Origin of the sequence: Actinomadura graeca, from assembly GCF_019175365.1 — a bacterium.
Taxonomy (GTDB): domain Bacteria; phylum Actinomycetota; class Actinomycetes; order Streptosporangiales; family Streptosporangiaceae; genus Spirillospora; species Spirillospora graeca.
Genome location: NZ_CP059572.1, coordinates 430,859 through 450,261 on the forward strand (window position 1 = coordinate 430,859; position 19,403 = coordinate 450,261).

At 73.6% G+C, this 19,403-nt stretch carries 17 protein-coding genes; 11 read left to right on the forward strand and 6 right to left on the reverse strand.

Going from position 1 to position 19,403, the window contains the following annotated elements; genetic code table 11:
* Positions 1-2: 2 nt before the first annotated feature.
* The 4 genes from lnt to kamD form a co-directional block, all read right to left on the reverse strand.
* Positions 3-1,670, reverse strand: coding sequence for an apolipoprotein N-acyltransferase (gene lnt, locus AGRA3207_RS02210; RefSeq protein ID WP_231332869.1), 1,668 nt, complete (start codon positions 1,668-1,670; stop codon positions 3-5).
* An 809-nt stretch (positions 1,671-2,479) separates the two neighbouring features.
* Positions 2,480-2,878: a 3-aminobutyryl-CoA ammonia lyase gene (gene kal / locus AGRA3207_RS02215; RefSeq protein ID WP_231332870.1), complete on the reverse strand. Its 399-nt coding sequence runs from the start codon at positions 2,876-2,878 to the stop codon at positions 2,480-2,482.
* The gene (gene kamE, locus AGRA3207_RS02220) at positions 2,875-3,777 is read right to left on the reverse strand and encodes a lysine 5,6-aminomutase subunit beta (protein ID WP_231332871.1); all 903 of its coding nucleotides are present in this window, start codon (positions 3,775-3,777) and stop codon (positions 2,875-2,877) included. Before kamE ends, kal begins: the two co-directional genes overlap by 4 nt.
* Positions 3,774-5,402: a lysine 5,6-aminomutase subunit alpha gene (gene kamD / locus AGRA3207_RS02225; RefSeq protein WP_231332872.1), complete on the reverse strand. Its 1,629-nt coding sequence runs from the start codon at positions 5,400-5,402 to the stop codon at positions 3,774-3,776. Before kamD ends, kamE begins: the two co-directional genes overlap by 4 nt.
* 336 nt (positions 5,403-5,738) lie before the next feature.
* Here kamD and AGRA3207_RS02230 point away from each other — a divergent pair, with 336 nt between their 5' ends.
* The 5 genes from AGRA3207_RS02230 (at position 5,739) to AGRA3207_RS02245 (ending at position 9,437) form a co-directional block, all read left to right on the forward strand.
* The gene (locus AGRA3207_RS02230; protein WP_231332873.1) at positions 5,739-6,509 is read left to right on the forward strand and encodes a bestrophin-like domain; all 771 of its coding nucleotides are present in this window, start codon (positions 5,739-5,741) and stop codon (positions 6,507-6,509) included.
* Positions 6,510-7,261: 752 nt separating this feature from the next.
* Positions 7,262-7,390, forward strand: coding sequence for a hypothetical protein (locus tag AGRA3207_RS39720; protein ID WP_273699995.1), 129 nt, complete (start codon positions 7,262-7,264; stop codon positions 7,388-7,390).
* A gap of 164 nt (positions 7,391-7,554) precedes the next feature.
* Positions 7,555-7,896, forward strand: a complete 342-nt coding sequence (locus tag AGRA3207_RS02235) for a PadR family transcriptional regulator (protein WP_231332874.1) — start codon at positions 7,555-7,557, stop codon at positions 7,894-7,896.
* The gene (locus AGRA3207_RS02240; RefSeq protein WP_231332875.1) at positions 7,893-8,378 is read left to right on the forward strand and encodes a hypothetical protein; all 486 of its coding nucleotides are present in this window, start codon (positions 7,893-7,895) and stop codon (positions 8,376-8,378) included. The genes AGRA3207_RS02235 and AGRA3207_RS02240 overlap by 4 nt, the downstream gene beginning before the upstream one ends.
* A gap of 162 nt (positions 8,379-8,540) precedes the next feature.
* Positions 8,541-9,437, forward strand: a complete 897-nt coding sequence (locus tag AGRA3207_RS02245) for a hypothetical protein (protein WP_231332876.1) — start codon at positions 8,541-8,543, stop codon at positions 9,435-9,437.
* A gap of 124 nt (positions 9,438-9,561) precedes the next feature.
* On the opposite strand, the gene AGRA3207_RS02250 is transcribed toward AGRA3207_RS02245, so the two are convergent.
* Positions 9,562-10,893 carry a DUF2252 domain-containing protein gene (locus AGRA3207_RS02250; RefSeq protein ID WP_231332877.1) on the reverse strand — a complete coding sequence of 444 codons (1,332 nt, stop codon included), beginning with the start codon at positions 10,891-10,893 and terminating at the stop codon, positions 9,562-9,564.
* Between the two features lie 56 nt (positions 10,894-10,949).
* Complete coding sequence (gene kdd, locus AGRA3207_RS02255) at positions 10,950-11,987, reverse strand: L-erythro-3,5-diaminohexanoate dehydrogenase (protein WP_231332878.1); 1,038 nt, start codon at positions 11,985-11,987, stop codon at positions 10,950-10,952.
* Positions 11,988-12,111: 124 nt separating this feature from the next.
* On the opposite strand from kdd, the gene AGRA3207_RS02260 reads away from it, so the two are divergent.
* From AGRA3207_RS02260 to AGRA3207_RS02285, 6 genes are all read left to right on the forward strand, one after another.
* Complete coding sequence (locus AGRA3207_RS02260) at positions 12,112-13,512, forward strand: KamA family radical SAM protein (protein ID WP_231332879.1); 1,401 nt, start codon at positions 12,112-12,114, stop codon at positions 13,510-13,512.
* An 81-nt stretch (positions 13,513-13,593) separates the two neighbouring features.
* Positions 13,594-14,793, forward strand: coding sequence for a cytochrome P450 (locus tag AGRA3207_RS02265; RefSeq protein WP_231332880.1), 1,200 nt, complete (start codon positions 13,594-13,596; stop codon positions 14,791-14,793).
* A 61-nt stretch (positions 14,794-14,854) separates the two neighbouring features.
* On the forward strand, positions 14,855-15,943 hold the full coding sequence (locus AGRA3207_RS02270) for a DUF3616 domain-containing protein (RefSeq protein ID WP_231332881.1): 1,089 nt from the start codon (positions 14,855-14,857) through the stop codon (positions 15,941-15,943).
* Between the two features lie 163 nt (positions 15,944-16,106).
* On the forward strand, positions 16,107-16,646 hold the full coding sequence (locus AGRA3207_RS02275) for a DUF1707 and FHA domain-containing protein (protein WP_231332882.1): 540 nt from the start codon (positions 16,107-16,109) through the stop codon (positions 16,644-16,646).
* A gap of 134 nt (positions 16,647-16,780) precedes the next feature.
* Complete coding sequence (locus tag AGRA3207_RS02280) at positions 16,781-18,016, forward strand: ROK family transcriptional regulator (protein WP_231332883.1); 1,236 nt, start codon at positions 16,781-16,783, stop codon at positions 18,014-18,016.
* 55 nt (positions 18,017-18,071) lie between these two features.
* On the forward strand, positions 18,072-19,403 hold the full coding sequence (locus AGRA3207_RS02285) for an ABC transporter substrate-binding protein (protein WP_231332884.1): 1,332 nt from the start codon (positions 18,072-18,074) through the stop codon (positions 19,401-19,403).

Below are 19,403 nucleotides of genomic sequence, written 5' to 3' on the forward strand. Positions count from 1 at the left end.
TGTCAATTCCCCTCGTTCTTTCTGGACGTTGACCACGCCGCCGCGCAGACCGCCCCCAGGCCCAGCGCCGCGAGCACCCATTCGGGCGCCTCCCCCAGCCGGTCCGACAGCGTGCGCGACGTGCGCGCCGGCACGCGGGCGACCTGGACGTCGGGGACGAACTCGCGCGACCGGCCGACCATCCGGCCGTCCGGCGCGACGATCGCGCTGATGCCGCTCGTCGCGGCGACCAGCATGGCACGGCCGTGCTCCACCGCCCGCAGCCGCGACATAGCGATCTGCTGCGGGGGCAGGCTGGTGCGGCCGTAGGTGGCGTTGTTGGTCTGGACGACCAGGACGTTCCCGCGCGAGACGTCCCGGACCTCCTTGTCGTAGGCCACCTCGAAACAGATCACGTCGCCGATGTCGACCGGCCCGAGCCGCATCACCCCCGACCGGGTGCCCCGGGCGAAGTCGCGGGGGATCCGCTCGAAGCGCGTGATCAGCTTGGTGAGGACGTCGCGGAACGGCAGGTACTCACCGAACGGCACCGGATGCCGCTTGACGTAGTAGTCGCCGGGGCCGCTCCGCGGGTCCCACACGATCCCGCGGTTCTCGACCTTCTTCCCGTCGGGGGTATCGGTGAGCGCGCCGACCAGCACCGGCACCCCGATGTCGCGGACGGCGCCGTCGATCGCGGCGTACGCCTCGGGCTCGGTGTAGGGGTCCAGGTCGCTGGCGTTCTCGGGCCACACCACCAGCTCGGGCCTGGCGGCCTTCCCCGCGCGGACCCGCGCGGCCAGCTCGTGGGTGCGCTGGACGTGGTTGTTCAGCACGGCCTTCCGCTGCCCCAGAAAATCCAGCCCGAGGCGCGGCACGTTCCCCTGGACCACCGCCACCGTGACCGGGCGCCCCGACGTCGGCGTGGGGATCAGCGTCCCGCCGCCGACGATCGCCGCGCCCACGGCGAGGGCCGCGCACGCCGGGACCGCCGACGCCGCCGCGGCCCGCCGCGTCCTGCCCGCCGGCGCGCCACCACCGCCGGTCTCCGCATCGGGGGCGGAGCGTGCCGCCGTGCGCGCGCGCAGCGCGGCCACGACGGCGTACGCCAGGAGCCCGCCGATCAGGGCGGTCAGGAACGACACCAGGGGCGCGCCGCCCCACGAGGCGTAGGGCGTCAGCGGCGTCGCGGTCTGGCTGAAGGCCAGCCGCGCCCACGGGAACCCGCCGAACGGGACCCGGCCGCGCAGGAGTTCCTCGCCGACCCACAGTCCCGCGGTCCACACCGGCCAGCCGGGCAGCCGCGTCACCAGCGCGATCCCGGCGCCGAGCGGCAGGAAGTAGGCGGCCTGGACCAGGCTCAGCAGCACCCAGCCGTCCGGCCCGATCTTGATGATGCCGTCCAGGACGGGCAGGAAGAACGCGGCGCCGCCCACGAAAGCGAGCCATGCCCCGGTGCGGGCGGCCCGCCCGCGGATCGCCAGGGTGAGCAGCGCGACCCCCAGCGGCGCGAGCGGGGTGAGGTCGGCGGGCGGGAACGCCGGCCACATCACCAGGCCCCCGGCGGCCGCCAGCAGCGTCCGCGGCCAGCCGGCCCGGCCGCCGCGGCGCAGGCGCGCCAGCCGTCCCGGGCCCTCGCCCCGGGCCGGGCCGGCGGCCGGCGGGCGTTCCGGGAGGGTCTCCTGGGCCAACTCCACACCTCGTTCGCTCGGTCTGCTGGCGGGAACGCTACCGGCCCGCGGGCACCACGGCGACCACGACCCGGCCGCCGGCACCATCATCGCGCGCCCGGACCGGATCCGCTCCATCCGGAAGTGAGCGACATCCAACCGAAACGAGGAGAAGCCCCCAGAAGGGCCCCGGAACGGGCCGGGAAGAACAGGGCGGGCCGAACGGGCGGGACGGAAGGCGACGCGGCCCCCGGAACGGTCCCGCGCGCGGATCGGGACCGGTCGAACCGGCCCGGGAACCGGTTCCGGGACCGGGCCGGTCTCTTGTGGAGGACGACCCCCCACACCCCCGGAACGGTCCGGTTTCGGGACCGGGCCGGAGCCGGGCAGGGGCCCTTCCCGGGACCGGGACACGGAAGAGGGCCCGCGACATCCGTCGGGCCGGAGCCGCCCCACAGGCTGTGGGAACGGTCACTCCGTTTTCTACTGGATGTCCGGGCCCTTCCCGGGTCCAAGCCCCCGCGCGATCGGGCGACTCCGCTCGGACACGGCTTGCGGGTCACCGCACTGGCTCGGACGGGCGGTGCGCCATCCGCGTCCGTCCCGTCGCGGCGCGGTGCCCCGTGGCGCCCCGGGCGGCCGATCGGTGAGTCCCGTGCTGGACTGCTGCAAAACTACCGGCTTCCCCGTCCTTGTCAACCGCCGCATGTTCTGCGGCGACTCACTGTTTCCCCAGTTCAGAGCCATGATCGGGGTACGCCGACATTTCGGTCGCGGCGGGCCCCCGCCGGGAGGCGGGGCGGAGGGCCCCGGCCCGTTCCGGCGACGGGTCAGACGCCGGGGCCGGGCACCACGACCGTTCCGGTCGCGGTGACCGCGACGATCGGGTCGTCGAGCACCCCCGCCGCGGACGCGCCCCGGTCCGGGCGCCCCCGGCACACCACCCGCGCCTCGAACTCCAGCACCCGGCTGCGGGTGCCGACCCGGGCGACCACCGCGGTGGCCTCCACCACGTCGCCCGCCCGGACGGGGGCGCGGAACTGGACGTCCGAATAGGAGGCGAACAGCCCCTCGTCACCGTCGGCGCGGATGCACACCTCCGTCGCCACGTCCCCGAACAGCCCCAGCACGTACGCGCCGTCGACCAGGTCGCCCGCGTAGTGCGCATGGGAGTAGGGCACGTAGCGGCGGTGCGTGACGGTCAGGCCCTCGCGCGCGCCGCCGCTCACCGCCCCTCCCCCTCGGCGTCCGCGCCGCCCCGCCCGGCCTGGCCGCCGCCCGGACCGCCGCCCGGATCGGCAGCCGGATCGTCCGCACCACCGGGCGGGCCGTCGCCGGGCAGCAGGGCGTGGACGAGGTAGCTGGCGACCTCGGCGGGCGTGGTGCCCCTGCCGAAGATCCGGTCGACGCCCAGGTCCGCCTCGGTGACGGTGTCGAACCGGGGGCCGCCCGCCACCAGCAGCGGCCGCCCGATCCCCGCGGCCACCGCCGTCGGGTACTCGGCGTGGAACGCGGCGGCCATCTGCTTGGTGTTGTGCACGTGCGCGTTGCGCTGCGTGACGACCTGCGACACCAGCACCGCGTCGGCGTCCTCGGCCTTGGCGCGCTCCACCAGCTCGGGGACGGTGACCTGCGCGCCCATGTTCACCACCTGGATCTCCCGGTAGTACTCCAGGCCCTTCTCCCCCGCGAAGCCCTTGACGTTGAGGATCGCGTCGATCCCGACGGTGTGGGCGTCGGTGCCGATGCAGGCGCCGACCACGACCAGCCGCCGGTTCAGCGTCCGGCGGATCGCCTGGTTAACCTCCTGCGCGGACAGCAGCGGGTACGCGCGCTCCTCCGGGACTGGGATGGACGCGTAGTCGATGAGGTGGCCCACCCTCCCGTACACGATGAAGAAGGTGAAATGGGGGCCCATCGGCTTGGCGTGCACCACGCTGGCCGGATCCAGGCCCATCTTCCCGGCCAGCTGCAAGGCGGCCGCGTCGGCGCGGGGCCCGGCCGGGACCGGCAGGGTGAACGACATCTGCACCAGCCCGTCGCCGGTCGTGTCCCCGTAGGGGCGGATGACCTGCCGGGTATCCGCGGGCTCCGCCGGGGTGTGCGTGCCAGGGGTCTGGACGGTCATGCGTGCACCTCCTGCCCGGGACGGGCTCCGTGCGGATCCTCGCTGTCGAGGATCTCGATCGCGGGATTGAAATAGCCCTCGGCGTGCGGGACCACGCCCTCCAGGCCCTTGCCGCCGTCGGGCGGGCGGCGGGTCACGCCGAACGTCCCCTCGGCGATGGCGGTCAGCAGCCCGTCCCCGGCGACGCGCTCCAGCAGCTCCACCGACTCCGACAGCACCCGCCGGGCGCGCCGGGTGATCATCCCGTCCGGGCGGGGCACGAAGTCCTCGGCCAGGCCCCCGCACGCGTCGCGGACGTAGCGGACGTTCTCCAGCGCCAGGTCGCGGTCCGACAGCCACGGGGTGTGGATGCCCTCGGTCATCATCCCGATCAGGATGATCGACTGCCCGGTCATCACTCCGGCGAGGTTGAAGAAGGCGTCCAGCAGGTACCCGGCGAAGATGTTGCCGGTCATGTGCTTGGTCGGCGGCATGTACTTCAGCGGCGCGTCCGGGAACAGCTCCCGCACCAGCTGCGCGTGCGCCAGCTCCAGCCGGAACGACTCGGGGACCGCGGGGCTGATCTCGAAGGCGTGGCCGAGGCCGAGCTGGGCGTCCGACAGGCCCGCCTCGTGCCCGAACCGCTCGTTGAGCAGCTGGCTGACGATCACCGTGTGCGCGGCGTCGACGGCGTCGGCGGTGGTGAGGTAGTTGTCCTCCCCGGTGTTGATCACGATGCCGGCGCGGGCGTGGACCTGCCGGGAGAACCGCTGGTCGATGAAGGTCCGGCGGGGGTTGATGTCACGGAAGATGATCCCGTACATGCAGTCGTTGAGCATCATGTCCAGCCGCTCCAGCCCCGCCAGGGCCGCGATCTCGGGCATGCACAGCCCCGAGGCGTAGTTCGTCAGCCGGACGTAGCGGCCGAGCTCGCGCGACACCTCGTCCAGCGCCGCGCGCATCAGCCGGAAGTTCTCCTGCGTGGCATACGTCCCGGCGTAGCCCTCGCGGGTGGCGCCCTCGGGCACGAAGTCCAGCAGCGACTGCCCGGTCGAGCGGATCACCGCGACGACGTCGGCGCCCTCACGCGCGGCGGCCTGCGCCTGCGGGATGTCCTCGTAGATGTCACCGGTCGCCACGATCAGATAGATCAGCGGACGCGGCGGGTCGGCGGCGTCGCCGGGGGGCAGCTCGGCGAGCAGGCGGTCGCGCTCGGCGCGGCGGCGGTCGACGCGGGCGATGCCGTCCCTGGCCGCCCGGCGCGCCGCCTCACGGGCCTCGGCGCCCGCGGCGCCGGCGGGGAGCCGGAACGACGCCCGCCCGAGCGCGGCGTCCCGGGCGAGGTCGGCGAGCGAGCCGTAGGGGCCGTTGAGCAGTGCGTCCCACACCGGCAGCGCCAGGCCGTGCTCCAGCCCCACCTGGCCGGCGACGGCGTCGGCCAGATGGTTGGCCCACGGACGGCCCTCGTCGTCGGCGCCCGCCAGCCCCGCCAGCCGCAGCAGGGCCCGCTCGACCGACACCGTCGTGTGCGAGCGCGCCATCGCGATGATCGGCTCGGCGGCGCGGGCAGCCATCCGCCGCGCGGCGCGGACCACCTCCGGGTCGAGATCGAGCTTGCCCTCCGGCGCCATGCCGTCTCCCCTCATGCGGCCGCCCTCTCAGGCCGGTCACTGGCAATCGTCCTTGTCGGCGACTCTCCTACAAGAGATCTTCCGGCATTCGCCCCGGAATACACAAGAACTCTCACTTCACCTCAAGGGCACGGTGATCGGCCACCTCCCGCCCTTACACCGCCGCGCCGGTCGCCAAACACGACCGGCCGGGACGTCCCGCCAGAGCCCCCTCCCCCTGCCGTCCAATTCCCTCACCGAAAGGTGATGACCTGCTCACGCCACGCTAGTAGACACGCAAAGTGAATCTATAATCACTTGACGTGACGGCGGCCGGCAAGCGGCCTCCCGAGACCCGATCCAGGGAGGGTCATGATCGTATATATCCTGGCGTCGGCCTGCGCCATCACCGTGGTGCTGATCGCCAGCGGCCTCTTCCGGCGGCTGCGGCACGGCCTCGACGACTCCGCCCCCGACGGCCCCAGCATCTCCCACGCCGGCGGGATGCTGTCGGCGCTGTTCCTCATCGCCCTCGCCATCGCCATCGTCGTGCCCTGGACCACCGCCGACGCCGCCCGCGGCAACACCTTCGCCGAGACCCAGTCCATCACCGAGGCGTACTGGGTCGCCGGGCAGCTCCCGGCCGCCGACGCGATGCGGACCCGCATCGCCCTGCGCGGCTACTCCGACCTCGTCCGCGGCCCCGAATGGCGCCTCATGCGCGACAAGGGCCGGCTCAGCCCCGACGGCTGGACCCGCCTGGACCGGCTGCGCCGCGACGCCGTCGCCCTGCGTCCCCGCAACGACCAGGCCCGGGAGGCCCGCGGCGCGCTCCTCGGCTACATCGCCGAGATCTCCGCCGCCCGGCGCCAGCGGGAGATGGACGCCCGCACCACCCCGCCCGTGGGCCTGCTGATCCTCACCCTGATCACCGGGACCACCGTCATCCTGCTGCCGTTCATGGCGGGCAGCAGGCCGCGCGGCACGGCGCTCCTCCCCCTGGGCCTGATGGCGGCGCTGCTCGCCACCGCCGTCTACCTCACCATCGACATCTCCCACCCGTTCAGCGGTGCCCTGGCCGTGTCCCCGGAAGCCTTCGACGACCTGCAGGGCGACCTGCAGCGGATCTCCGGAGGCGGATGATCATGCGCCGCGCCCCCTCCTCCCGGCCCTCCGCCCTGCGCGCCGCGGTGATCCTGCCCGCCGCCGTCGCGGGCACACTGGCGCTCCCGCAATGCGCGCTCGCCGCCGCCCCCGACCCGGCACCCGCACCCGGGGAAGCCCAGAACCCGGCGCCACTTCCAGAGCCCGCCCCGCGGCCAGAGCCCCACCCACGGTCAGAGCCGACTCACTCCGACCCGGCACCGTCGAAACCGGCACCGCTGAAACAGATACCGCTGACGCAGAAATCTCCGAAGCGGGCGCCCTCGGAACCGGCATTACTGAAGCAAGCACGAGCGAGGCAGGCAGAGCCGAAGCAGGCGGCGAGACCGCGGATCCCGGGCATATGGATCAGCCTGTGCATCGACGTGCACGTGATCGTCCACATCAGGGTGAGCATCGGCTCCCCCGGCTGCCGCGGGAAGCGACCACCGCAACCACCCCAGCCCCCTCAACCCCCTGAACCGCCACAACCCCCTGAACCACCGCAGCCGCCACAGCCGCCCGAACCGACTCCACCGGAACCGACCCCACCCCAGCCGACGCCTCCCAAGCCGACGCCCCCCAGACCCTCGGTCCCCGCACCACAACCACCGCCCGCGGCGCGGCCGAATCCACCCGTCGCCATCGCGCTCCCACCGGCCGCGTCACCGGCCGCCCGGCCCCCGGCGCGCACCCCGCAGGCGCCACCCGCCTCGGCGACGCCCCGGCCGCACCGCCCGGCGGAGATGACGATGCGAAGCACCGACCCGCGCCTCGGCAAACGGCGGCCGCCGCGCCGCAAGCCGCTCGACACCCCCCTGGTGCTGGTGGTCATCGCCGTCGTGATCAGCGCCGGAACGGCCCTCGTGTTCGCCCGCTGACCCCGATGACCGACATGTCGCCCCGGCCCGACCGGCCGGGGCGGCACCGTCTCCGGCGCCGAAGCCGCGATCGCCCGCATCCTCCGCCCACCGGTGACGTGCATCGGCGGGCCGCGCCGGGCCGATGGTTCCCGGCCCTCGCCCTTATAGATACATTAGTACCCATGCAACGAGTGACCGGAGCGCAACTCGACATCCTTGAGGTGCTCCTGAACGCGCACTCCCGGCACGTCCGGCTCCACGGCTGGGAGATCATGAAGATGACCCGGCGGCATGGGCCCACCGTCTACCGCGCCCTCGACCGCTTCCTCGACGCAGGCTGGGTCGAACGCGAATGGGAGACCGGCCACCCCGACGGCCGCCCGCGACGCCGCTTCTACTCCCTCTCCCCCACTGGCGCCGCCCAGGCGAGGCACGTGCTGCGGGAACGTCGCCCCAAGGCACTTCAGCGGCGGCCCGAGCGGGCACCCGGCAGTGCGATCTTCCCCGCCGGGGAGGGCACATGAGCACCACGATGGTCGCCATCACCTGCGGGATCGCAGCCGGGCTGGCCGTCACCGAGCTCAGCGCGTTCGTGGCGGTACTCGCACGGAGGATCGTCGGCTGGTCCGCGCGGCGCTCCTACGCCCACGATCCCGCAGCCGCCGAGGAATACGCGGAAGAGTGGGCCGCCTGCATCGCAGGCCGGACCAGCAACCTTGCCAAGCTCGGTACCGCCCTCACCTTCCTCCTCCCAGCACTCGCCGCAAGCACACGCGCAGCCGTCCGAAGGCTCCGGAAAGCACGAGCGCGGCGCACCGGTACCAGAAAAGGGAAGGCAGCGGCGGCACGGGCGACACATGCCCCACGAGAGACTGCACGGATATCCGAGGACCCAGGGCCCTCAGGCCATCTGCAAGAGCTTTGGTACGACGAGGTGAACGTGAGAAGCATTTGGGACGCCGACCCGCCTTCCTACGCACCCCGGCCAGATCTCGGCGATTCCTAGTTCGCCCATCTCCCTAGGCGTTCTCGCCGAAGAACTCTGAAGGGTCACCCATACCGCCCGGCCTCGCTCCTCGTTGTGTCCACCGCTGGCCATCACGGAACATCGTCCGGCGGTTGCGGATAGTAGTAGGACGGCAGGAACGCAGCCGCGGATGGGGGCGCCATGATCTCGCCTGTCACGTCTCCGCCGCCCGGGGTCGATCTCTGCGAGGACAGCAGCTGGAATCCGATCATCGCGGCGGGCAACTGGGTGCCGGTCACCGGCGGCATCGCCGGGTTCATCTTCGCCGGGCTGATGTTCCTGCTGAGCACCAGGCCGGCCCGGCAGCGGGAGGCCGCCCGCGGGTTCACGATGCTCCTGACGGCGTTCTTCGGATTCATCTCGCTGACGTTCGTGACCGTCGCGATCTCGGGTGAGCGGGTGTGCGCCCGGGCCCACACCTCTCACGCGATCATCGGCGGCATCCTGGCGCTGTCGCTCGTCTCGATGTGCGCCGGCCTGTCGTGGATCATCGTCGCGTTCACCAGGTTCGGGCAGGAAGCGCTCTCGTTCGCCTGTCATCTGATCCATGCCGCCCAGGTGCTCAGTGCCGTGATGCTCGTGGTGTCCTCGACCGGCTACGTCCGCCTGATCACGGAGGATTTCGGCTTCGGCGGCGTGGAGCTGGCGATGGTCTCCGTCACGGCGGTCTTCGTGCTCGCGGGCGTCGCCCTCGGCGTGGCCGTCCGGAGGCGTCCTCTGTCGGAGAAGGCCCAGGGCCGGTTCGTCAGCGTGCTCGCGGGGGGCACGCTGGCTTACCTGGCGGTGGCATCGGTCAGTGTCGGCGTGTTCCTGTCGACCCCTTCCCGGCACTGGGTCCACACCGCCACGTGGGTCGTCCAGAGCGTGGCGTGGGGTGGGCTGGTCTCGCCGCTCCTCATCCTGCTGGTCTCCATCGGAGCCGTGGCGGGGCGCATGCCCGGCGAGAAGCCGGCGGGCTCCGCCCAGCCGGGCAAGGCGGCTGCGCCGCGGCCCCGGGAGGAGGGATCGCCCGGGGCCGCCGCGCGCGAGGCATCGTGAGTCCTCATGATGTCGACCGTGGCGCGGCGGCTCCTGGGTGAGGAGGCGAACCTTTCCTCCGGGTGGGGCATCTAAGGCGGTGGGGGAGGGTACGGACGCGGCCCTCCCCCATCCACCGATCAGGTCAGAGGCCGGGGATCTGGTGGTTGCGGAAGGCGTCGACGAACAGGGCGTGGTCGGCGCGCACCACCTCGGCGTACTGGGTGCCGAACGCCACCATCGCCTCCACGAACGCCGAGTCGTCCGCGCCGATCACCGATCCGATGGCGTCCTCGACCTGGAAGCCGACCAGGGTGTGGTCGGAGTCGGTGTCGGACACGCAGTGGACCTTGGCGGTGGCGCGGCCGAGGTCGTCCAGGACCGACAGCATCTCCTCGGGCTCGGTCAGGCCGCCCCAGTCCAGGTCCTCCTCGTAGGGGGACAGTTCCTGGACGACGTAGCCGACGCCGCCGATCTGGGTGTACCCGAGCCACGGGTCGGTGTTGGCCTGCAGCGCGCGGCGCGACACCGCGGTGCGGTGGCCGTGGTGGCGGAAGTACTCGCGGATGCGGGCGTCGTCGACGACACGGCTCGGGGCGGCGACGTTGCCCTGCTTCATCGACAGCACCACGTCGTTCTCCAGCGCCTGGGTGCTGCCCTCCACCAGGATGTTGTAGGCCGACAGGCCCGCCGAGCCGATCCCGAACCCCGACGCGCCGACGATGTCCTTGACCTCGTAGGTGAGGCTGCCGAAGCGCTTCTCGGCCGGGATGGTGCCCAGGTACTCCTGGTAGGCGGCCTCGACCTCGGCGCGCTCGGCGCCGTCCAGGCGGCGGACTCCGGGACGGTCGCGGAACCGGCGCCCGGCCCCGTCGACCACCGTCATGCCCTCCAGCAGCCCGATCCGGGTGCCCGACATCGCTGCGACGAGCACGTCGCGGACGTAGCCGTCGGCGGTGTCGAGGGTCAGCGCGAACCGGTGGTCGCCCTCGTGGGCGGCGAACCGGCGGACCTGGTCGACGTAGGCGCGCACGTAGGTCTCGATGAGGCGGCGGATGTCCTCGTCGGAGATCGCCTTCTGCCACGCCAGCAGCGCCAGGCTGGCCACCAGCCGCTTGACGTCCCAGGTGAAGTGGCCGACGTAGGCCTCGTCGAAGTCGTTGACGTCGAACACGAACACGCCGTCGTCGTTCATGTAGGTGCCGAAGTTCTGCGCGTGCAGGTCGCCCTGGATCCAGACGCGGGCCGTGCGCTCGTCGGCCCACGGGTCCTCGTCGCCGACGATGTCGGCGTAGAACAGGCAGGCGCTGCCGCGGTAGAAGGCGAACGGGTCGGAGGCCATCTTGCGGAACCGGCGGCGGAACTCGGCGGGGCTTCGCTCCATCAGGTCCGAGAACGCGTCGACCAGGACGTCCACGATCTGCGCCTGGCGTTCCTTCGGGTCGCGCCCGCGCAGGTCCTCGGTGATGCTCGCCATCAGGCTCTCTCCTCGATGATCGGACGGCCCCGCCGGGCCGTTTCCGGTCATTGTGCCTAATCGGCGGCGGCGCGGGCGGTGAACAGCGCGCGAACCGCGGGTTCCGACCTCAGCAGATCCAGCGCCATCGCGGCATGGCCGGGCACGTACCCGTTGCCGATGAGCATCGTGACGTCCGCTGCGAGCCCCTCCGCGCCGAGCGCGGCCGCGGAGAACGAGGTGGCCATCGAGAAGAACACCACGGTGCCGCCGGGCGCGGTCGCGAGGATCGCGCCGTGCTCGCAGCCGGGCACGTCCACGCAGACGATCGTGACGTCGGCGGGGGCGCCGAGCGCCGCGGCGACCGCGACGGGGTCGCGGGCGTCGGCGCGCACGACCGCGTCGGCGAGGCCCGAGGCCGCCAGCCGCGCCTCCTCCGCGGCGGTGGGGACCAGGCCGACCACGCGGGACGCGCCGGCGCGGCGGGCGGCGGCCAGCGACAGCGATCCGCTCTTGCCCGCGGCGCCCAGCACCGCCACCACCGGCGGCGCCGCGCGGGCGTGGGAGGCGACGACGCGGTGGGTGAGGGCGGGCGCGCCGCACACGTCCATCACCGACAGCGCGAGCGGCACGGGCAGGTCGCCGGGCAGGACCGCGGCGATCGAGCGGGCGAACAGGATCGCGTGGCCCTCGGCGGGGACCTGCTCGGACAGCCCGTCCCAGCGCGCCAGCCCGTCGGTCACCGCCAGCGGGGTGAGGGTGAGGGAGACCAGGGTGGCGACGCGGTCGCCCTCCCGCAGCCCGAGCGGCGAGGCGGGCCCCGCCTCCTCGACGACCCCGACGAGCATGCCGCCCGACCCGGTGACCGGGTTGTGCATCTTGCCGCGCTCGCCGATGATCCGCAGCACCTCGGCCCTGATCGCGTCCGGGTCGCCGCCGTGCGCGGTGTGCAGCTGCCGGTAGGACGCCGCGTCCAGGTTCAGCCGCTCCACGCGGACGCGCACCTCGTCGGGGCGGATCCGCGGGTCGGTGTCCAGCCGCAGCGCGGCCTGGGGCAGCACCCCGGCGGGTTCCAGGACGCGGCGCAGGCCCGCCGCGTCGCCTTCGTCGCTCATAACCACCCCCGGCGGTTCACGGAAGATATTCCGGGCACTACTGGTTTCATCGAAAGTCTTCCCGTAGCGTCGGCTTCATACAAGAGTTTTATGTGATCGATGTGTGGCGAAGGAGGCGGTCGACGTGACCACTGCCCTGCACCGGGACCCGGACGCCGCCGTCCGGTCCCCCGCCGGCGGGGACGGCCCCGCCGGCCAGCCGTACGTGTACCGCCGCCGGCCGCTGGAGGAGCCGGACTGGCGGCGCCTGCCCGGCTGGCGGGACATCACCCGCGCCGAGTGGGAGTCCGCGCAGTGGCAGCGCGCCCACTGCGTCAAGAACACCCGGCAGCTCCGCCAGGTCATGGGCGGCCTGCTGGACGAGCGGTTCTACGACGACCTGGAACGCGACCGGGGCGAGCGGGCCACCATGTCGATGCTCCTGCCCCCGCAGATGCTCAACACCATGGACGCCTCCTCCACCGAGGCGTTCTACGCCGACCCGGTGCGCCGCTACATGCTGCCCGTCCTCAGCGACCGGCGCACCGACTGGCCCTCCCACCCGCACGCCGAGCGCGACTCGCTGCACGAGGCGGAGATGTGGGCGGTCGAGGGCCTCACCCACCGCTACCCCACCAAGGTCCTGGCCGAGCTGCTGCCGACCTGCCCGCAGTACTGCGGGCACTGCACCCGGATGGACCTGGTCGGCAACTCCACCCCCAACGTCGACAAGCACCGCTTCACCGCCAAGCCCGCCGACCGGCTCGGCGCCATGCTCGACTACCTGCGCCGCACCCCCGGCGTCCGGGACGTGGTGGTGTCCGGCGGCGACGTCGCCAACCTCCCCTGGCCGCGCCTGGAGTCCTTCGTCGGCTCCCTGCTGGAGGTCGAGAGCGTCCGCGACGTCCGGCTGGCCACCAAGGCGCTGATGGGCCTGCCGCAGCACTGGCTGCAGGACGAGGTCCGCGCGGGCATGGAGCGACTGGCGGCCAAGGCCCGCGAGCGCGGCGCCCAGATCGCGATCCACACCCACGTCAACGCCGCCCAGTCGGTGACCCCGCTGGTCGCCCGCGCCGCCCGCGCGATGCTCGACACCGGCATCCGCGACGTCCGCAACCAGGGCGTGCTGCTGCGCGGCGTCAACGACTCCCCCGCCGCGCTGCTCGACCTGTCCTTCGCGCTGCTGGACGAGGCCGGGATCATGCCCTACTACCTGTACATGTGCGACATGATCCCCAACAGCGAGCACTGGCGGCTCGCGGTCTGGGAGGCCCAGGACCTGCAGCACGCGATCATGGGCTACCTGCCCGGCTTCGCCACCCCGCGCATCGTGTGCGACGTCCCCTACGTCGGCAAGCGGTGGGTGCACCAGCTCGCCGGCTACGACCGCGAGCGCGGCGTGTCCTACTGGACCAAGAACTACCGCACCGGGCTGGAGGCATCCGACCCCGACGCCCTGACCAGGCGCTACGAGTACCACGACCCGATCTACACGCTGCCGGAGAAGGGCCGCGCGTGGTGGCGGGAACGGTCCCGGGCCGCGTGAGGCCGGCGGCACCGCCCGGTGCCTTTACGTTGTAGATCACGAATGGCGGCGCGGGCGGGCCGGCCGCCTATCCTCGGGCGGATGACACCCGACGACCGGCCCGGCGACCTGGCGGCCCGCTTCCCCCTCGGCGCGTCCGCGACCCTGGCCGCGCTCAAGGACGACCCGCACCCCCTGCTCGCCCGGCTGCGCGCCCGCGAGCCCGTCTCCTGGCTGCCCGTCCTCGGCGGCTGGCTGGTGACCTCCCACGCCCTGGCCCTGCGCGTCATGCGCGACGCCGCCGCGTTCACCGTGGACGACCCGCGCTTCTCCACCGCCCAGGTCGTCGGGCCGAGCATGCTGTCGCTGGACGGCCCCGCCCACACCCGCCACCGCGACCCCTTCGCCCGCCCGTTCCGCCCGGCCCGCACGCGCGAGCGGTTCACCGCGTTCGTCCGCGGCGAGACCGGCCGCCTCGTCGGCGCCCTCGCCCCCGCGGGCCGGGCCGAGCTGCGCGGCGACCTGGCCGGGCCGCTGGCCGTCGCGGTCGTCGCCGAGGCGCTCGGCCTGGACGGCGTGGACGCCGCCACCGTCCGCTCCTGGTACGGGGCGTTCGTGGAGGCCGTGTCGGCCATCACCGCCGGCGGCACCGCCCCGGAACGTTCCAGCGAGGCGTACGCGCTGCTCCGCGACGCGGTCGCCGGGGCCGTCCGCTCGGGCGGGCCCGGGTCACTGCTCGCCGGCGCCGCGCGCCCCCCGGCCGGGCTGGACACCGCCGAGGTCGTCGCCAACGCCGCCGTCCTGCTGTTCGGGGGAATCGACACCACCGAGGGGATGATCGCCAACCTGGCGTGGCACCTGCTCGGCGACCCCGCGCGGCTCCGCCTCGTCCGCGACGACCCCGGCCTGCTGCCCGCCGCCGTCGAGGAGTCGCTGCGGCTGGAGCCCCCGGCGGCGGTCGTCGACCGCTACGCCACCGCCGACACCGTCCTCGGCGGGGCGCCGGTGCGGGCGGGCGACCTCGTGCGGGTGTCGCTGGCGGGCGCCAACCGCGACCCGGCGGTGTTCCCCGACCCCGACCGGTTCGACCTGCGCAGGCCCGGCGCCGGGGAGCACCTGGCGTTCGCGCACGGCCCGCACTTCTGCTTCGGCGCCCACCTGGCCAGGCTGGAGGCCCGGACGGCGCTGGCCGCGCTGCTGGAGCGGCTGCCGGGGCTGCGGCCCGACCCCTCCCGCCCGTCGGCGCCCCGCGGGCTGGTGTTCCGCAAACCGCCCCACCTGCACGTCCTGTGGGACCTGTGACGGCCGGTCCCGGCCCGGCCCGCCCGGCTCGCACGCCCGGGTTCTGTGGGAACATCTCCCAATGATCGTGAACCGCCGGGTCGAGCTGCGCTTCGGGCATGAGAGCCGGGAAGCCGAGACGCACACCAACCTGTCCGCCGTGCGCCAGGACGGCCGCTGCCTGTGGGTGGCGGGCGACGAGACCGCCACCATCGAGCGGCTCACCGCCGACCTGGACGGCGGCGGGCGCGTCACCGGCTACGGCGCCCAGGCCACGATCGCCCTCGCCGACCTGGTGCCGCTGCCGGCCGGGCCCGGCGAGGAGGCCGACATCGAGGGGCTGGCACGTGCCAACGGCTGGCTGTGGGCGGTCGGCTCGCACAGCCTCAAGCGCAAGAAGATCAAGCCCGGGCAGTCGGCGTCCAAGGCCCGCAAGCGGCTGGCCACCGTCGTCCGCGAGGACAACCGCTTCATCCTCGCCCGGCTGCCCCTGGTCACCGGGGACGACGGGCTGCCCGAGGTCGTCCGCGAGGACGGCGACCGCACCGCCGCCGTGCTCGGCGGGCACGGCGACTCCCTCACCGACCTGCTGGAGGACGACCCGCACCTGGCGCCGTTCCTGACGATCCCCAGCAAGGACAACGGCATCGACGTGGAGGGCATCGCCGCGCACGGCGACCGCCTCTACATCGGGCTGCGCGGGCCGGTGCTGCGCGGCTGGGCCGTCCTGATCGAGATCCGCCCCGGGCCGCACCCGGACGACCCGCGCCGGCTGCGGCTGCGCCCGGTCGGCGACGGCAAGGACCTGTACCGCACCCACTTCCTGGACCTCGGCGGCCTCGGCATCCGCGACCTGTGCCCGCACGGCGACGACCTGCTCGTCCTCACCGGCCCGAGCATGGACCTGGACGGGCCGGTCCGCGTCGTGCGCTGGCGCGGCGCGGCCCGGGCCGACGCCGCCGAGATCGTGCCCGCGGACGACCTGGAGGTGCTCGGCGACCTGCCCTACGGCGAGGGCGACGACCACGCCGAGGGCATCGCGGTCCTGGACGAGGCGGGCGCGGCGGGCACCCGGGTCCTGGTCGTCTACGACAGCCCCTCCCCCGCGCGCCTCACCCCCGGCGGCGGTGTCGTCGCCGACGTCGTCGACCTCGGCGGGCCGGGCGCCTAGGCGCCGGCCACCCGGCGGCCACGGGAACGGCGCGAACCTTTCCCAGCCGCGCGGCGTCGAAGAGGGTGCGGGGCGGGTGCGGGCGCGGGCGAGCGCCCGTCCCCGGGCCCTGGCGGGGAAGGGCCGTCTGGACAGCCGACGGGGAGAACTGGATACTCACAGCATGGACGGTCGGCCCTCATATCCGGTGCGAGCGTCCGACCGGGAACGCGACCGGGTCCTGCGCGCGCTGGGCGACCGCGTGGCCGAGGGACGGATGTCGCACGAGACGTTCGAGCGGCGCGTCGACCAGGTGCTGCGGGCACGCAGCCGGGCCGAGCTCGCCGACATCGTGCACGACCTGCCGCCCGCCGGACGCGTCGTCGGGCGCCTCACCGGCCTCATCTCCTCGGTGTCGCAGGTCACCGCGCGGATCGAGGCGGCCTGGCGGGCGCCGCGGCTGCCCCGCTTCGCGCTGCCGCCGCGCGAGCTGACCCGCATCGTCGTCGGCCGCGCCCCCGGCTGCCAGTTCGTCCTCACCGACCTGACGGTCTCGCGGTTCCACGCCGAGATCTACCGGTCCGGCGAGGGCTGGATGATCTCCGATCTGGGGTCGATGAACGGCACCCGCGTCAACGGCTGGCGGCTGACCGGCCCGGCCCGCGTCCGTCCCGGCGACGAGGTCGGCTTCGGCAACGCCGCGTTCATCGTCACCGCCCCCTGACACCGCCCCCTGACAGCGCCGCGCCGCCGCGCCGCTCCCGGGTGATCCGTCCCGTCCCGGGTCTTGACGTGATCGTTAAGAGTCCTTACGTTCTCCTCCAAGTTAGGAAACTTTCCTAATTCGGAGGGAGTGCCGTGCCCTCGCCCGTCCCGGGGACCCCCAGCCTGCTGCGCTCCATCAACGACCGTGCCGCGCTGGAGGCCCTGCTCGCCCGCGGGCCGCTCACCCGCCCGCAGATCTCCGAGCTGACCGGCCTGTCCAAGCCCACCGCCTCGCAGCTGCTGGCGCGGCTGGAGCAGGCCGGGCTCGTCGTCCGCGACGGGATCCGCGAGGGCCTGCCCGGACGGACCGCCGGGCTGTACCGGCTGAACGGGGGTGCCGCGCACGTCGCCGGCGCCGACGTCACCCCCGCGCGGATCCGCGCGACCGTCGCCGACCTCGCCGGGGCCGTCGTCGGCGAGCACACCCTGCGCACCCCCGGCCGCACCCGCGTCGACGTCGTCGCGCGGATGGGCGAGGCGCTGGACGGCGCCGCCGCCGCGGCGGGCCTGACCCGCGCGGGCCTCGACCGCGCCGTCATCGGCATCCAGGGCGCGGTCGACCCCGGCACCGGGCGCCTCGGGTACGCCGCCCACATCCCCGGCTGGCACATCCCGGACCTGACCGGCACCCTCTCGGCCGGGCTCGGCGTCCGCGTCGCCATCGAGAACGACGTCAACCTCGCCGCGCTCGCCGAGCTGGCCGGCGGCCGCGCCGCCGGGGCGGGCGACTTCGTGCTGCTGTGGGTCGCCGACGGCGTCGGCATGGCCGTGGTGCTGAACGGGGCGCTGCACCGCGGCGCGACCGGCGGCGCCGGGGAGATCGGCTACATGCCCGCGGTCGGCGCGCCGCTCATGCGGGACGTGCGCCGCACCCACACCGGCGGCGTGCACAGCCTCACCGGCGCGGTGGCGGTGCTGCGGCTGATGCGCGAGCACGGGTTCCGCGGGCGGGACGCCGCGGCCGCCCTCGGCGGCGCCGCCCGCGAGGTCGGGGCGGCGCGCCCCGCGACCCGCACCGCCGACCGCGCCGCCTCCGGCGCCGGAGCCCGCGCCGAGCGCGCCCTCACCGAGCTGGCGGCGCGCCTCGGCGCCACCCTCGCCACCGTCGTGGCGGTCCTGGACCCCGCGCTCGTCGTCCTCACCGGGAACGTCCTGCACGCCGGCGGGGAGCCGCTCCGCGCCCGCGTCGAACAGCACCTGCACAGCCTGACGATCCCGCGCCCCAAGGTGCGGCTCAGCTCCGTCCAGGGCAACCCCGTCCTGGCCGGGGCGCTCCAGCAGGCACTCCAGGAGACCCGCGAGGAGGTCTTCACCAGCACCGCCCCCTAGTTCCCGCCCCTCGGACGGCGGCAGCGGCCGTCCCCTCCCCCGAAGGAGAACCGGAGTGCGCACCACCACACCCCGCCGGCTCGCGGCGGCCCTGGCCGCCGCGGCGCTCGGCCTCACGGCGGCCTGCACGGCCGGCGGCAGCGGCGACCAGTCCGACAGCGGCCCCAAGGCCGGGGAGACCCAGACCATCGAGGTCTGGCACGGCTGGAGCGCCGACCACGAGGTCAAGGCGTTCGAGAGCGCCGCCGCCGCCTTCCACAAGGCCCACCCCAACATCACCGTCAAGCTGGTCAAGGACCAGACCGACGAGCGGATCTCCAACGCCATCCGCGGCGGGAACCCGCCCGACGTGGTCTCCTCCTTCACCACCGACAGCGTCGGGCAGTGGTGCCAGAGCGGCGCCTGGCAGGACCTGGTGCCCTACATCTCCAGGTCCGGCCTCGACCTGGGCCAGTTCCCCAAGGTCGCCCAGGAGTACACGCAGTTCAAGGGACGCCGCTGCGCGATGCCGCTGCTGGCCGACGCCTACGGCCTCTACTACAACAAGGCCCTGATGAAGGGCGAGGAGCCGCCCCGGACCATCGCCCGCCTCACCGACCTCGCCAAGAAGCTGACCGTCCGCGACCCCGACGGGACGATCAAGGTCGCCGGGTTCATGCCGTCCGTCCAGTACTACGAGCACATGCCCCAGCACGTCACCACGCAGTTCGGCGTGAAGTGGCTGACCCCCGACGGCAAGGCCGGGTTCTCCAAAGACCCCGCGTTCAAGACCTACCTGCAGTGGAACAAGAGCCTGATCGACTGGTACGGCTACGACAACGTCAAGCGGTTCCTGCGCTCGCTCGGCCAGGAGTTCGAGGCGTCCAACCCCTTCCACAAGGGGAAGGTCGCGATGGCCATCGACGGGGAATGGCGCACCAAGTTCCTCCAGGAGGAGGCGCCCAAGGTCGACTACGGCACGGCGCCCGCCCCCGTCCCCGACGGGCAGGAGGCCCGCTACGGCGGCGGCTACGTCACCGGGACGGTCATCGGGATCCCCCGCGGATCCAAGCACGCCCAGGCCGGGTGGGAGTTCATCAAGTACCTCACCACCGACACCGCCTCGCTCGTCACCTTCGCCAACGCGCTCGGCAACGTCCCCTCCACCCTCGCGGCGCTGTCCTCGCCGGGCCTGACGCTGCCCCCGCAGTTCAGGACGTTCCTCGACGTGTTCAAGAACCCGAACTCCTCCACCTCCCCGCCGACCCCCAACGGCAACGACTACATGGTGAAGTTCCAGCAGTTCGTCCAGGACGAGTGGGAGCCGGGCAAGGTCAGGGACCTCGACGCCGCGCTGCGCGACCTCGACCGCAAGGTCGACGACGCCCTCAAGCTGGCCGGGGGCTGA